Raw genomic sequence first — 12640 nt, forward strand, 5'->3', positions numbered from 1 at the left:
GGTGCGGGAAGGACCGCGAGATATTTGGGATGCAAAGGCGCATGTTCAATTGCCTCCTGTTTGTGCGGGATCAAAATTGATTTCGACCCGCTCCCAATAGGGGAAAGCTGCCGCCGGTAGATCATAACCCGCCTCGCCACAGCGAATGACCGCCCGGCGCGCGGCGAGGAAAGCAAGATCTGCGGCGTCCTGATCGTCTGTCGAAGCCGAGACAAGCTGGAACGTATTCGGGATCGGTTCAGCCTCAGGTGTCATGGAAAAGCGCACGACGACGGCAGTATTGCCAGCCTCTTGCGCACTGCCCGTGTTCCAGCACGCACTGACTTGAGCCATGAACCCTGCGGTTTCGTCCTGTGTCAGGGGGCGTGTACTTTCGGCTGCGGCAGGACCCACCGGTTCCTGAACTGCTGCCGCAGCCGCGCGCGCTTCGGCGGCGGCGGCCCGTTCTTCGTCGGTCGGGCGCGGAACCGGCACAACTGTTTGCGCGGCGGCGGGCACAACGGCAAGCAGAAGGGCAGCGGCAATGCGCAGGGGGGCGATCATCTCAGGCGGACTCCGTTTCGGTCGAAAAGTAGGGTCGCAGGACGTGTTGCAGGCTCGGACCCCGACGCCTCTGCACACCCGATCAGAGCGCCGCGGGCGGCCTCAAAAGCCTCGGCTGCCGACGACGACATGACATGGGCGAAGCCGGTCAATTGGATGCTTTGTGCGGACGGCATGTTCATCTCGTCCAATGCGACGCTGACTGATAGGCGCGCCCAACCGGCCTCAGCCGCAAGATCGGCATATTGCCAGCAGATTTCGGCATCCGCGATCATCCGGGCCAACGCACTGGCATCGGGCGCTGGCAGTTCGGGCGCGGCGTCAGGATCCAGCGGGAGTGCATCTGACACGGGCATATCCGGCAGCGCCAAGGGGGCCAGTTGCGGCGGGGCCGGGCGCGGATCGGTCATCAGTACGGCGGCCATCGCCTCTGGCACAGGCGCGACAGGTGGAATTGCACGTGCCTGGGCGTCGGGCCCATTGGGCAAAAGCTCCGGTGGAAGAGCCGAATACGGGAACATGTCCGGTAAAGGCAGTGCTGCAAAGGAAAGACCTTCGGCACGGCCCGGCACGGTGGTTGGGCCCGGCATCAAAACCGCCGCGAGGCTCGCGGGCAATTCGACCTCTGGCGCGGTGACACTTTCCTGCGCCAAGGGGCCTTCGGGCAGCGGACGCGACAGAATAGGCGCCCTGTCTTCGCGCGGAACAAGGAAAGCCGCAGGCTGCACCGTAGGACGTGCACCAGCCGAGGCCCCGGGCAGAAGCACAGCCGACAGGGCGGCGGGTTGATTGCGGGACGAAAGCACTGCGACGGCTTGGACCGCCGTTGGTATGGGCGCCTGTGGGGGCGTTGCCTCGGAAGCTGCGAAGGCCGATGCCACAACGATATCTTCCGGTGTCAGGTCATCCAGCGCGGGCACTGTATCAGCGGCCACAAGTGGTGCCGCCGCCATGATGTCATGGGCGTCGTTGGCCAAGAGTGTGGCCAACTCGGCCGCAAGCGCCGCCGCTTCGTCGATTTCGACGCCAGCGATGTCAATCGGTGGTGCTTCGGCGGGTGCAGGCGCGGCAGCCTCTTCCACGATCTCCGTGTTCGGAGCCAGCAAGGCCTCGGCCGGCGGCGCAACCGGCTCGGCAACCTCGCGTGGGCGTTGGCGTGGGCGCGGCCCGGAATAGGCTGCGTCAATCGCGATGAAGAGCGTTTGTTCCTCCGGCACCTCTTCAAGGGCGATCTCGGGGTCGGGCGCTGCGGCTACAACCAATCCATCCGGGCGTGGGGTTGGCCGCGTAGACGGCGCTGCAGGCGTCTCCTCGGAGATTGCCGCGATGGAAGGATGCTCAAGGATCACACCCGACCCGCCGCCGGTCGCATCCAGCACAACGCCGCCGGACGGCTCAGCCGTGATCAACGGTGCGGAAACTGGTGCAGTCAGAATCTGAGCCTCGGCATCGGAGGCCGCCGGTTGTACGGAAATCCACATGCCCGGTCGATCGTTCAGGGCCGTCTGTGCGGCCAGCGGCGAGACGGACGCCATGAGGGAAACCATCAGTGCGGAACGGAACAAAGTCATAAGCCCGCCTCCTTCTTTTCCGAACGCGGGAAAGGCACCTTCGCGGTGCAGGGGGGCAGCTTTTGGGGAAGGGAGAAACAGGTCATCGCAGGCGCATCCCTTCGGGGTTGAACACCAGTTCAACCAGGCGCCAGCGTCCATAGCTTTCCTCGGGCAGGTCATAGCCACGCGCGCCACAGCGCAGGACCGCGCGGCGGGCGGCCTCATAGGCCTGGCGGGCGGCTGTTTCCGAACCACCCGAATACTCGATCATGCGCAAGGTGCCCTCAATCGGGCGCGCGTCGCGGTCCAGTTCGAAGGCAATCGCAACGGTGGTGCCCTGCGCCTCGGTCGACAGCGAGCCCACATTCCAACAAGCGCTGACGGCCACGCGGAACCCTTCGGCGACGCCCTGGCTAATCGGCGGACCGGCTGGGATCGAGTCTGCCGCCGGTTCCTCTGTCTCGACCGCCTCGGCCACGGCACCCGCAATGGCCGCCGCCAGCGGATCTTCTTCCGGCTCGACGCTGGCCGTGTCTTCAACGGGGGTCTCCGGGGCGGGGTCCTCGGCGGGTGCTTCCACCTCGGCCACAGCCTCCTCGACCGGCTCTTCCACCGGCGCGGGGCGATTGGGGCGTGCCGTCGGGCGGACGGAGGCCGTCGGCGCGAGTGCTGCTGCGGGTTCCTCGGCCTCGGTCACGATCTCGGTCGTGGCCTCCTCCGGCGCGGTCTCGGGCACCTCTTCAACCGGAGTTTCTTCAGCAACAGCCTCTTCCGTTGGCTGCTCCAATACCTCTGGCGCGGTTTCCACATCCGGTTCTGGCAACGGCGCGGCAACCGGCGCGATGCGCGGCGCTTCCTCAGGCGTCGGCGTGTCAGACGGCTCGGCGTCCGTGACATCGGGTTGCGGGGCGAGTGCGATAAGATCGTCGCTGACCTGCGTATCCGGGATCGGGTCAACCGGCACAGGATCGCTTTCCGGCGCGGGGGCGGCGGTTTCCGTTGGTTGTTCCGTTGACGGCGGCGGCGCTTCTTGCGTTGGCACCTCAGGTGCTTCTGTGACCTCGGGCAAAGACGGCGCTTCGGGCGCTTCGATCACTGCAGGCGCGTCTGCGGCACCGCTGGTCAGCGCCTCAAATTCCTCCGCCGTGATCAGCGCCACACCTGTCACCTCAAACTCCACCTCCGGGCTGCGGTCGAACAACAGCCCGCCAAAGGCGACCCAGGCCAGAAGGCCCACATGGATCGCGGAAGAGGCGTAGAGGGATCGGCGCATGGGGGTATCACTCCTCCCCATCCGAGTTGGGCCCATCGAGCGTCGGGCCACCGGCATCGGTCACAAGACCGATTTCGCGGAAGCCTGCCGCGTTCAGCGCCCCCATGACCTGCATGACTTCTTCATAGGGGATGCCCCCGTCAGCGCGCACGAAAATGCGCGGGCTGTCGCGTTCTGCGGCGATGGCTTGCAGGCGCGGGATGATCTCGTCGCGGGTCACTTCGGTTGTCTGCAACATCACACGCCCGTCAGCGGCAAGCGTCACTGTCAGCGGCTCTTCATCCTCACTCGGCAGCGCCTCGGCGGACGTATCTGGCAAGTCGATCGGCACGCCTACTGTCATCAACGGGGCGGCCACCATGAAGATGATCAAAAGGCACAACATCACGTCCACAAAGGGTGTGACGTTGATCTCGGACATCGGGCGCGACGCGCGGCGGCCCCTGCCCCTGCGGCGACGCTGACCGCCGCCCGTCTGGACGGAGGCGCCCATTAGTCAAGCTGCCTGCTGAGGAGCGTTGAGAATTCGTCAGCAAATCCTTCGAAGGTCGCCACGATCTCATCCGCATCGCTGGAAAGCTTGTTGTAGAGGATCACGGCCGGGATAGCCGCGAGAAGACCCAAGCCCGTGGCGAGAAGCGCCTCAGCGATGCCGGGGGCCACAACGGCAAGCGAAGTCTGCCCGGAAATCGCGATTTCCTGAAACGACCGCATAATGCCCCAGACGGTGCCAAAGAGACCCACGAAGGGTGCCGTCGCGCCAGTCGTAGCCAGAAAATTCAACCCATTGGTCATCCGCTGGCTTTCGCGGGCGATGGCGACGTCCATCGACCGGTCCACCCGCTGCTGCACACCGGGGATCAGCGCGCCATCATCGCGAAGCGACCGGCGCCATTCGGTCATACCGGCGACAAAGACCCGTTCCGAGGCAGAGCCCGGCGCATCGGCCACCTGGTCGTAAAGCTCATCCAACGGCTCGCCCGACCAGAAGGCCGCATCAAACCCTGCCGCATTGCTGCGCGCCTTTCGGAACATTGCGAATTTCGCGAAAGCAATCGCCCACACCCAGACAGAGGCGACAATCAGCGCCACCATCACGAGTTGAACGATGAAACTTGCACGGAAGAAAAGGGCGACGAGGGTGAAATCCGCCTCGGTCGCCAAAGCGAGCGTCTCTGTTTCCATAACTGGTTTGCTGTCCTCTGCCCGGCCTCAATCGTAAAGGGCGCGATTTTTGATGCGCCTCATTTGAGCGTTAGATTAACAGCAATAAAGGGTTATGGCGAACACTTCTGCGTCACGGGCCATCACTTGCCGCGATTGCTGTGACTTTTGCGCGAATATCCGCCGGAAGACGGGCCGCACGCCCTGTTTCATTGAGGATCACGACCTTGATCCGCGCCTCCAGCAGCACCTCTTCCCCTCGCAAGATACGCTGTGGCATGTCGAAAGAAGCGCCTTTGAGGGTGTCGAGGCGGGTCTCGACCACCAATTCGTCGTCATAACGGGCAGGTTTGAGATAATCGGCCTCCACTCGGCGCACGGCGAAAACCAGCCCCGCCGCTTTCATGTCCAACTGGCTGATGCCCGCTGCGCGCACCATTTCGGACCGGCCGCGTTCAAGGTATTTGAGGTAGTTCGCATAGTAGACGATCGCCGCCAGATCGACGTCTTCATAGTAAACGCGAAGAGGCCAGTGGTGGATCATTGCACGGCTCCAATCCGGGCCGCGATCCGCAGGCAAGTGGCAGGTTCAATCGAGGCAACCGGTAGGACCGGATCGTATCCCGCCCGGATCACATCCGCGATCTCGGGCCGCAACACAGCCGCCCCGTTTTCAAGCACCGCAAGCGGCGATGTCCCCAGGAACGCCTGATCCGACCAGAGCAGGATCGTTTGCACCACCTGGCTCAGCGCAATTGTCTCCGCCGGGGCGGCGGACATCGCCTCGTCCATCCGGACGAACACAAAGGCCGCCTTGATCCCGCCATCGGCATCGAACCGGAAGCTGCGATACTGGTTTGCATCTGCGCCTTTAAGCCGTGCGACCGTCGGCGCAAGGTCAGGGATCAACCGGTCCAGATCGGGCACCTCGACCAATTCATCCCAGTCGCGGATGAAGAAGATCATCAGGTTTGCGCCAAGCTCAGGGTCCGTCTCGGCCATCTTGTGATCGGCCAGCGCAACCACCGCTTCAATCGCCCCTTTCAGGACGCTGACCGTCGCATCATCGACGCCAAACACCACCGGCACGATAGGCCGCCCCCAGCGGGCAAACAGGAATTGTCCGTCGGCGCGCGTGAAAAGGGCCTCGATCTCGGTCGCGTCGCTCATTCAAACCAATCCGAAATCGCCGCGCGGAAGGCCGTATCATTCCCAAGCCCAAACACCCGATCCGGACTGCCCGAGGATCGAATGATTGCCGCACCGACGCCATCGCTGATGCGCAAACCAAGTGCTCCCATATCCAGCCCGCAAGCGTGGGGCTGGCAGCCTGTCGCGATCACCCAATCGCCCACCTGCATGACCTCACCACCAACCAGAAGCCGCACCCAAAGGTCCTGCATCTCCCATGTTTGCAGGATGTCCGCCAATCGCGCGCGCTCGCTGGCATCTTCCAAAATGTCTGAGCCATGCGCACCGATCCAACGGGTGACATCTGGACCGGGCTCGGCGGCGTCGGCAGGCGGGGCGCAATGAAAGGTCTCGGAATAGGCATCGCCCTGCCAGCGCAGCGTGACAAGCGGCACAAGGATGTTGGTGTCCGTCCGGTCGATTTCGATCGCATCGCCATCGTTGCGGATCTCGACAAACCAGCCATCGCAGTCGCTGATCGGTTGCGAATAGTCGACCCCATCCGCCCCGACCCGCAGGATATAAGTGGCCCCTCCGCAGGAATTTCCGCCGTGATGGTGTGTCGCCAGCACCCAGTCGAACCCCGCGTCGGAGGGCGCCTGCCATTGCACAAACCAGCGTCCATCCTCGGGCAAGGGCAATTGGGTCTGATTGTGCCAGAGCGTGAACTGAAAATTTGCCCCGACCGCATGGATCTCGCCAAACCGTGTATCGACCCGCTCAGCATAGTCCAGTTCGACCTGAGCGTTCGCCGCCCCAGCCAAAGCAAGGAGTATCGCCAGCCATCTCATAGCAATTCCCCCTGATCCGGACGCTTCGGCGCGGCAAGCCCCAAATGGCTCCACCCTTTGTGCGCCAGCATACGGCCGCGCGGCGTGCGCGCGATCAGGCCCTGTTGCAGGAGGAAGGGTTCAATCACCTCTTCCAGCGCATCACGCGGCTCCGCCAGCGCAGCGGCGACAGTTTCAATCCCGACCGGCCCGCCGTGGTAATTCTCCGCGATCAGCGAAAGGTATCGCCGATCCGCACCGTCGAGGCCCAGTTCATCGACGCCGAGCCGCGTCAACGCGCTGTCGGCAATGGATTGGCTGAGCCGCCCGTCCCCTTCGACCACCGCAAAGTCGATCACCCGGCGCAACAATCGCCCGGCGATCCGCGGCGTGCCGCGCGCCCGTTTGGCGATTTCGCGCGTGCCCTCAGGGTCAGCGTCAATCCCTGCAAGCCGCGCGCCACGCGCAACGATCAGGTCCAGTTCATTTTCGGTATAGAAGTTCAGGCGCGTGGGAATGCCGAAGCGATCGCGCAAGGGTGTTGTCAGAAGCCCAAGTCGCGTTGTCGCGCCGACCAGCGTGAAAGGCTGCAACTCGATGCGCACCGTCCGTGCGGCTGGCCCTTCGCCAATCACCAGATCCAGCTCAAAATCTTCCAGCGCTGGGTACAGCACCTCTTCCACCGCCGGGTTGAGCCGGTGGATTTCATCGATGAACAGAACGTCCCGCGCTTCCAGGTTCGTCAGGATCGCGGCCAAATCACCAGCCTTGGCCAACACTGGGCCCGAGGTCATGCGAAACCCGACCCCCAGCTCTTTCGCCATGATCTGCGCCAGCGTTGTCTTGCCGAGGCCCGGCGGGCCATGGAACAACACGTGATCCATCGCTTCGCCGCGCCGCTTGGCGCTTTCGATGAACACGCGCAAATTGGCGCGGGCCTCTTCCTGACCGGTGAAATCGTCCAGGCTTTGCGGACGCAAAGCGCGGTCATCCTCGGGCAGTTTGTCCGGGCGCAGGGTGGGATCGGAGTCGGTCATGTTCATCGCTTATGTCCCGTCGCCGCGCGCGCCGCTAGTCCTTGGGCGCCAGCAATCGCAGTGCTGCGCGGATCAAGCCGGACGTATCGCTTTCACCATCCGCCGCCTCGGCCACGGCACGGGCCGCGTCTGCTGGCGCGTAGCCAAGGTTTTGCAGGGCTGACAAAGCCTCGGCCTGCGCATTGGATGCCGCCGCACGTGGCTTGGGCTCTGGCGCATCCTCGACAACCAAAGGCTCCGCCGCGTCATCCCCCATCGCAGCCCCAAGGGAGCCGCCCTGCGCCATTGCCGCAGGCGCCTTGTCTTTCAACTCATTGACCACGCGCTGGGCCAATTTCGGCCCAACGCCCTGCGCCGCCTTCACAGCCGACGCATCGCCAAGTGCGATCGCGCGCGCCACACCTTCTGCGCCCAAGGTGCCAAGGATCGCCATGGAGGCCTTGGCACCAACGCCTTGAACGGAAATCAGCAACCGATGCCATTCTCGCTCATAAGGCGTTGTGAACCCGAACAGCTGCAGCAGGTCTTCCCGCACCAAAAGCTCGGTATAAAGCGACACAGCCTCGCCCGGGCCGGGCAACGCGGCCAGCGTCCGATCTGAGCAATGCACCACATAGCCCACGCCACCCACATCGATCAGCGCATGATCATTTGCACGGTAATCCAAACGGCCTGTCAGCTTGCCGATCATGACGCGGCCCCGATTGCGGCTGCCAAACGGCCCGACGTTGCAGCATGGAAGGAATGGCAGATCGCTATCGCCAAAGCGTCGGCAGCATCCGCATTCTCTGGCGCGCATCCGGGCAATTGCAGGCGCACCATGTGGTCAATCTGTCGCTTGTCCGCATGGCCTACCCCTACCACCGCCTTCTTCACGGCATTGGGCGCATATTCCGCAACCGACAAGCCCGCCTGTGCCGGCACCAGCATCGCGATGCCGCGCGCCTGCCCCAGCTTCAACGTGCCTGCCCCATCGCGGTTCACAAAGGTCTGCTCGACTGCGGCCGTCTCGGGCGCATAGCGCGCAACAACGTCAGACAGCTGAACGTGAAGCGACAGCAACCGGTCCGCCAGATCGGTGCCTGTGCTTTTGCAGGTACCATTGGCAACATGGCTCAGCCGTCCATTTTCGGCGTCGACCACACCCCAGCCCAGACATCTCAGCCCGGGGTCTATTCCAATGATCCGCATGCCCTGCTCTTCCCGCCTGTGTCCGGCCTTTGCGCGACGGTTAGCACGAAACGCGAACATCGCCAAGCGAAGCCTGTGCAAAGACGATTTTCGACGCGGCGATGTCGCTTTCAGACCGTGCGATAGATTTGCGACATTTTTCTGCAGATTTTCGACATCACGATCACGGATTCTTGTATGAAAAACGGTAGGTTACGCCGAGTTTAAGCTATGCAGAAAATGCATGGAACCCATGCAAAAAAATCGTCTTGTATGGCGCGATTTTCAACTCTAGATGCCGTCCAGCTTGAGGCGGCGAAATTCCTCGCCGGACAAGTGAGAAACACAAAACTGGAAAGGATGAGACCTATGGCCATCATCACCAATCGCCCGCTCGGCGCGGGGTTCAACGCCACCCGGATCTTCTCCGATCTGGTTGCAAAAGTCGCCGCCTGGAATGACGCGCGCGTCACTCGCAAAGCGCTGTCGGCTCTGTCGAACCGCGAACTCGACGATCTCGGCCTGAACCGCGGCGACATCGAAGACATCGCAGCTGGCCGTCACGTCCGCTGATCTGCGACTGCTCTCAATAAGAAAAGGGCGACCGGTGGGACATCCGGTCGCCCTTCTTTGGTGTCGGTGACGGGGTGGGACGACTCCGCAACCAGTTCAAAAATCAGATGCGAAGCGCGCGCGGTTTAGCGCAGGCCGCTCGCAATCAGTGCGTTAATCTCATCGATGCGGTCCACACCCCACATGGTCAGCGCATCAGGAAGCAAGATGATACCGGCGATCTGCTCAAAGCTGGACCCTGAAAGCAGGCTCTGCACTTCAAGCGTGTAGACTTCGACGCCAAGGAACCAGATCAGGTAGGACTTCACGGCCGCCACAACAAAGAGCGACAGCATGAGTCCCTTGAGCGGGAACGCGAACCGAAGACGGGACGAGGGTTGACCGATCGCAGTGACTACACCGTCAGGATGGACAACAAAGCCCATTCCGCCACGCTTCCGACGCCGAGAGCGTTGGATGCGGTGCAACCGCGACTGGAACTGTTCAGTTTCATTTACCATTGGGCAGCTCTAACACAACATTGCTGCCCCCACCGGGAATTTACATAGCAATTCTCTGGCTTAATTGCGACAGATTTTAGGCAACTCGTTTGCGTCGATCTGACGTTACGTCATTTTCGCCGCTGAAGCGTCAGGGTCGTCCATTCTCCGATTTCATCACGCGATCTCAGGTCAAATCCGACCGCGCCATAGGCCGTGACAACCTCGTCGGCTTGGGGGATCAAGATGCCGGACAGGATCACATGGCCATCCGCTGCTGTATGGGCTGCCATAGACGGCGCCAGATCAATCAGCAGCCCTTTCAAAATATTAGCAAAAACAAGGTCATAAGGTGCATTTTCCTGCAAATCCGGGTGTTCAAAGCCGGCCGCTTCAACGCAATTCACATGCGTCTCAACACCGTTTGCACGGGCATTCGCCACAGCCGTTTCAACCGCCTGTGCATCAATGTCGGACGCCATCACCGACCGGTTCAGAACCTTCGCGGCCGCAATCGCCAGAACAGCCGTTCCGCAACCGATATCAGCGACAGATTCCGGCAAATTCCGATCCGTAAACAGTTTGTCCACGGCCTCAAGACACCCTTTTGTGGTCCCGTGATGCCCGGTTCCGAACGCCATCGCAGCCTCGATTAACAGCGGAACCGACTCAGACGGCACCTTGTCAGCATCATGGCTGCCATAAACAAAGAAGCGTCCCGCCTCGACCGGATGCAATTCGCGCCGCACCTGCGCCACCCAATCCGTCTCGGGCAACTCCGACACGGCAAAATCCTTCGCCCCAAAGGCTCTCGACAGGATGGCCAAGGCGACCTCATCAGGGGCTTCGATGAAATAGGCCCCAACCTCCCACAGACCTGAATCGTCCTCGACCTCGAAGACACCCACTCCGGTCGGCGTCGGATCAATCTCCTCCAGCGCAAGGCCAAGTGCCTCGGCCTTTGGTTTGTCGGTCAATGTTGTCAGGGCAGTCCAGGTGGGCATGGGGCCTCCAATTCTCAGTCAAAGGACCGCTATCCGCTTCGTTGCGCAATGGCAAACAAGGCGATGGTATTCCTGACTACACCCTGAGGTGGAAATGCCTCTATCCTCCGGATCACATACAAAAGGAGCCCCAATCATGTTCCGTGGACCCCGAGGCCTGATCATTGGCCTGCTTTGCGCGGCTGTTGCCATCGGCTTTGCTATCACCTTCGGCCTGCGCGGCTCTAATCAGGATGCCGACACGGTGCGAGCCTTCCTGAACCATCTGGCCGCGGAAGAGATCACGCAGGCTCACGGCCTTCTGCACAACTCGATCACCGAGCGCTTGCCCGCGGAAGAATTGCGCGCCTCGGTTGCGGGGCTGCAAACCTTTGACGACATCTCATTCCCGTCGTTCAGCTTTTCCACATCCAACGGAACGCGCACGACCGAGTTGACGGGCACCGGAACAACTGCCAGCGGATGCGAAAGCGCGCTCGACTTCGAGCTGCTGAACGGCGTCATCACCTATTTCAACATCGAACCGCTTTGCCTGGGCGGCGCGACCGACACCTAGACCCTATTCGGCGGGCTGCGCCGCGCCTCGGGTCAGCACAGTCTCGTTGCCCTCTTTCGGGTGGCGTGGCACGAGGCACGATAGCCCGAGCGAGATGCAAGCCAAAAGTGCCGCAGCAACGAACACGGCCGTGGGTGAGGTCAGCCAAAGGTATCCAAGACCCGCAGGCAGGAACACGGCTGCAATGTGATTGATGGTGAACGCCACGGCGGCCGTGGGGGCAATATCGGCGGGATCCGCAATCTTCTGGAAATAGGTTTTGATCGCCAAAGCCAGCGCAAAGAAGATGTGGTTCACAACGTACAAGACCGCGGCAAATACAAAGCCCCAGTCAAAGATGTAGAGGCCCGCATACAACACGAAGACGGCGGCCAGGCCTGAATATTCCACGATCAGTGCCAGACGTTCCCCAAAGCGTGCAACCACACTGCCGAGCATTGGCGCCACAACAATGTTGACCAGAAGCGTCACCATATAGAGCGAGGTGATGTGATGCACCTCGAACCCGTAGCGCTCGACCATCATGAAGCCCGCGAAAACGACGAAGATCTGCCGCCGTGCGCCGGACATGAACTGCAGTGCATAATAAAGCCAATAGCGCCGCCGCAGCACCATCTGCTTGCGTTGAGGATTGGGGCTTTCAAATTGCGGATAGATCAGGAAACAGAGCAACGCCAGCAAAGCGGTCGCCCCACCCGACACCCAATAAACAAGGTCGTAGCTAAGATCGTAGGTCCGCCAAGTGACCACGATCAGCAGATAAGCCAGCAGGGTGGCGCCTGAACCCACGCTGAGCAACCAACCCAGCACCTGCGGGGCGCGATCCTTCTCGATCCACTGCAATTGCAGGCTTTGGTTCACGGTCTCGTAGTAGTGAAAGCCAATCGAACTGATCAGTGTCACAAACAGCAATCCACCCAGCGAGGGGAACTGTGCCGTCAGCGCCGTGGCGACACCCAGCAAGATGAGGGAGACCAGGCCAAGCACCTGCTCGCGGATAAAGAGCAGCAGGAAGATCACGCCAATCGCCAGGAAGCCGGGGATTTCGCGCACCGTGTGCAGCCAGCCAATGTCCGAGCCATCGAAGCTCGCAACCTCAATGACGAAGTTGTTCAAAAGCGCCGACCATGTTGCAAAGGCCACCGGCATGGCAAAGGCCATCACCGCCAACAGCGCAATGGGCGTGCGCCAGAAGGGCAGCTGACGCCCCTCATCCAGGGACGTGATCTTCAAGGTATCACCAATCGCCATGCGGCTGGCTTACGCCTGTTTTGGGGGAATGGCGAGGGCTGGGATCGCGCAAGTCGGCGTGCAATACTGCACAGAC

16 protein-coding genes are annotated in these 12640 nt (G+C 61.8%); 2 read left to right on the top strand and 14 right to left on the bottom strand.

The window, feature by feature from the left end; all coding sequences use genetic code 11:
* Window positions 1-45: 45 nt before the first annotated feature.
* The 11 genes from ACZ1HK_RS09035 to ruvC form a co-directional block, all read right to left on the bottom strand.
* Complete coding sequence (locus ACZ1HK_RS09035; RefSeq protein WP_472628437.1) at window positions 46-543, bottom strand: hypothetical protein; 498 nt, start codon at window positions 541-543, stop codon at window positions 46-48.
* Window positions 540-2114 carry a hypothetical protein gene (locus tag ACZ1HK_RS09040; protein ID WP_472628438.1) on the bottom strand — a complete coding sequence of 525 codons (1575 nt, stop codon included), beginning with the start codon at window positions 2112-2114 and terminating at the stop codon, window positions 540-542. Before ACZ1HK_RS09040 ends, ACZ1HK_RS09035 begins: the two co-directional genes overlap by 4 nt.
* An 82-nt stretch (window positions 2115-2196) precedes the next feature.
* A complete protein-coding gene (locus tag ACZ1HK_RS09045) occupies window positions 2197-3369 on the bottom strand; it encodes a hypothetical protein (RefSeq protein ID WP_472628439.1) in 1173 nt (390 codons plus the stop codon).
* Between the two features lie 7 nt (window positions 3370-3376).
* A complete protein-coding gene (tolR, locus tag ACZ1HK_RS09050) occupies window positions 3377-3862 on the bottom strand; it encodes a protein TolR (RefSeq protein WP_472628440.1) in 486 nt (161 codons plus the stop codon).
* On the bottom strand, window positions 3862-4554 hold the full coding sequence (gene tolQ / locus ACZ1HK_RS09055) for a protein TolQ (protein WP_472628441.1): 693 nt from the start codon (window positions 4552-4554) through the stop codon (window positions 3862-3864). The genes tolR and tolQ overlap by 1 nt, the downstream gene beginning before the upstream one ends.
* Before the next feature lie 112 nt (window positions 4555-4666).
* On the bottom strand, window positions 4667-5077 hold the full coding sequence (gene ybgC / locus ACZ1HK_RS09060) for a tol-pal system-associated acyl-CoA thioesterase (RefSeq protein WP_472628442.1): 411 nt from the start codon (window positions 5075-5077) through the stop codon (window positions 4667-4669).
* The gene (locus ACZ1HK_RS09065; protein ID WP_472628443.1) at window positions 5074-5703 is read right to left on the bottom strand and encodes a hypothetical protein; all 630 of its coding nucleotides are present in this window, start codon (window positions 5701-5703) and stop codon (window positions 5074-5076) included. The genes ybgC and ACZ1HK_RS09065 overlap by 4 nt, the downstream gene beginning before the upstream one ends.
* Complete coding sequence (locus ACZ1HK_RS09070; protein WP_472628444.1) at window positions 5700-6515, bottom strand: hypothetical protein; 816 nt, start codon at window positions 6513-6515, stop codon at window positions 5700-5702. Before ACZ1HK_RS09070 ends, ACZ1HK_RS09065 begins: the two co-directional genes overlap by 4 nt.
* The gene (gene ruvB, locus ACZ1HK_RS09075; RefSeq protein ID WP_472628445.1) at window positions 6512-7531 is read right to left on the bottom strand and encodes a Holliday junction branch migration DNA helicase RuvB; all 1020 of its coding nucleotides are present in this window, start codon (window positions 7529-7531) and stop codon (window positions 6512-6514) included. Before ruvB ends, ACZ1HK_RS09070 begins: the two co-directional genes overlap by 4 nt.
* Before the next feature lie 34 nt (window positions 7532-7565).
* On the bottom strand, window positions 7566-8222 hold the full coding sequence (gene ruvA / locus ACZ1HK_RS09080) for a Holliday junction branch migration protein RuvA (protein ID WP_472628446.1): 657 nt from the start codon (window positions 8220-8222) through the stop codon (window positions 7566-7568).
* Window positions 8219-8722, bottom strand: coding sequence for a crossover junction endodeoxyribonuclease RuvC (gene ruvC / locus ACZ1HK_RS09085; RefSeq protein WP_472628447.1), 504 nt, complete (start codon window positions 8720-8722; stop codon window positions 8219-8221). Before ruvC ends, ruvA begins: the two co-directional genes overlap by 4 nt.
* A gap of 348 nt (window positions 8723-9070) precedes the next feature.
* On the opposite strand from ruvC, the gene ACZ1HK_RS09090 reads away from it, so the two are divergent.
* Window positions 9071-9274, top strand: a complete 204-nt coding sequence (locus ACZ1HK_RS09090) for a DUF1127 domain-containing protein (protein ID WP_472628448.1) — start codon at window positions 9071-9073, stop codon at window positions 9272-9274.
* A 125-nt stretch (window positions 9275-9399) separates the two neighbouring features.
* Here the strand turns inward: ACZ1HK_RS09090 and ACZ1HK_RS09095 are convergent, their stop codons facing one another.
* A complete protein-coding gene (locus ACZ1HK_RS09095; RefSeq protein WP_472628449.1) occupies window positions 9400-9609 on the bottom strand; it encodes a hypothetical protein in 210 nt (69 codons plus the stop codon).
* A 275-nt stretch (window positions 9610-9884) separates the two neighbouring features.
* The gene (locus tag ACZ1HK_RS09100) at window positions 9885-10757 is read right to left on the bottom strand and encodes a 50S ribosomal protein L11 methyltransferase (protein ID WP_472628450.1); all 873 of its coding nucleotides are present in this window, start codon (window positions 10755-10757) and stop codon (window positions 9885-9887) included.
* Between the two features lie 136 nt (window positions 10758-10893).
* Here ACZ1HK_RS09100 and ACZ1HK_RS09105 point away from each other — a divergent pair, with 136 nt between their 5' ends.
* Window positions 10894-11313, top strand: a complete 420-nt coding sequence (locus ACZ1HK_RS09105; RefSeq protein ID WP_472628451.1) for a hypothetical protein — start codon at window positions 10894-10896, stop codon at window positions 11311-11313.
* A 3-nt stretch (window positions 11314-11316) separates the two neighbouring features.
* Here the strand turns inward: ACZ1HK_RS09105 and ACZ1HK_RS09110 are convergent, their stop codons facing one another.
* Window positions 11317-12564: an MFS transporter gene (locus ACZ1HK_RS09110; protein WP_472628452.1), complete on the bottom strand. Its 1248-nt coding sequence runs from the start codon at window positions 12562-12564 to the stop codon at window positions 11317-11319.
* Window positions 12565-12640: the final 76 nt, after the last annotated feature.

Source organism: Gymnodinialimonas sp. JB5-7 (genome assembly GCF_055693405.1).

Coding starts and splice junctions, on each gene's coding strand:
- ruvA (WP_472628446.1), bottom strand. CDS start 8,222: ATGATCGGCAAGCTGACAGGCCGTTTGGATTACCGTGCAAATGATCAT.
- ACZ1HK_RS09065 (WP_472628443.1), bottom strand. CDS start 5,703: ATGAGCGACGCGACCGAGATCGAGGCCCTTTTCACGCGCGCCGACGGA.
- tolR (WP_472628440.1), bottom strand. CDS start 3,862: ATGGGCGCCTCCGTCCAGACGGGCGGCGGTCAGCGTCGCCGCAGGGGC.
- ybgC (WP_472628442.1), bottom strand. CDS start 5,077: ATGATCCACCACTGGCCTCTTCGCGTTTACTATGAAGACGTCGATCTG.
- ACZ1HK_RS09095 (WP_472628449.1), bottom strand. CDS start 9,609: ATGCTGTCGCTCTTTGTTGTGGCGGCCGTGAAGTCCTACCTGATCTGG.
- ACZ1HK_RS09100 (WP_472628450.1), bottom strand. CDS start 10,757: ATGCCCACCTGGACTGCCCTGACAACATTGACCGACAAACCAAAGGCC.
- ruvC (WP_472628447.1), bottom strand. CDS start 8,722: ATGCGGATCATTGGAATAGACCCCGGGCTGAGATGTCTGGGCTGGGGT.
- ACZ1HK_RS09090 (WP_472628448.1), top strand. CDS start 9,071: ATGGCCATCATCACCAATCGCCCGCTCGGCGCGGGGTTCAACGCCACC.
- ACZ1HK_RS09035 (WP_472628437.1), bottom strand. CDS start 543: ATGATCGCCCCCCTGCGCATTGCCGCTGCCCTTCTGCTTGCCGTTGTG.
- ACZ1HK_RS09110 (WP_472628452.1), bottom strand. CDS start 12,564: ATGGCGATTGGTGATACCTTGAAGATCACGTCCCTGGATGAGGGGCGT.
- tolQ (WP_472628441.1), bottom strand. CDS start 4,554: ATGGAAACAGAGACGCTCGCTTTGGCGACCGAGGCGGATTTCACCCTC.
- ACZ1HK_RS09105 (WP_472628451.1), top strand. CDS start 10,894: ATGTTCCGTGGACCCCGAGGCCTGATCATTGGCCTGCTTTGCGCGGCT.
- ruvB (WP_472628445.1), bottom strand. CDS start 7,531: ATGACCGACTCCGATCCCACCCTGCGCCCGGACAAACTGCCCGAGGAT.
- ACZ1HK_RS09045 (WP_472628439.1), bottom strand. CDS start 3,369: ATGCGCCGATCCCTCTACGCCTCTTCCGCGATCCATGTGGGCCTTCTG.
- ACZ1HK_RS09070 (WP_472628444.1), bottom strand. CDS start 6,515: ATGAGATGGCTGGCGATACTCCTTGCTTTGGCTGGGGCGGCGAACGCT.
- ACZ1HK_RS09040 (WP_472628438.1), bottom strand. CDS start 2,114: ATGACTTTGTTCCGTTCCGCACTGATGGTTTCCCTCATGGCGTCCGTC.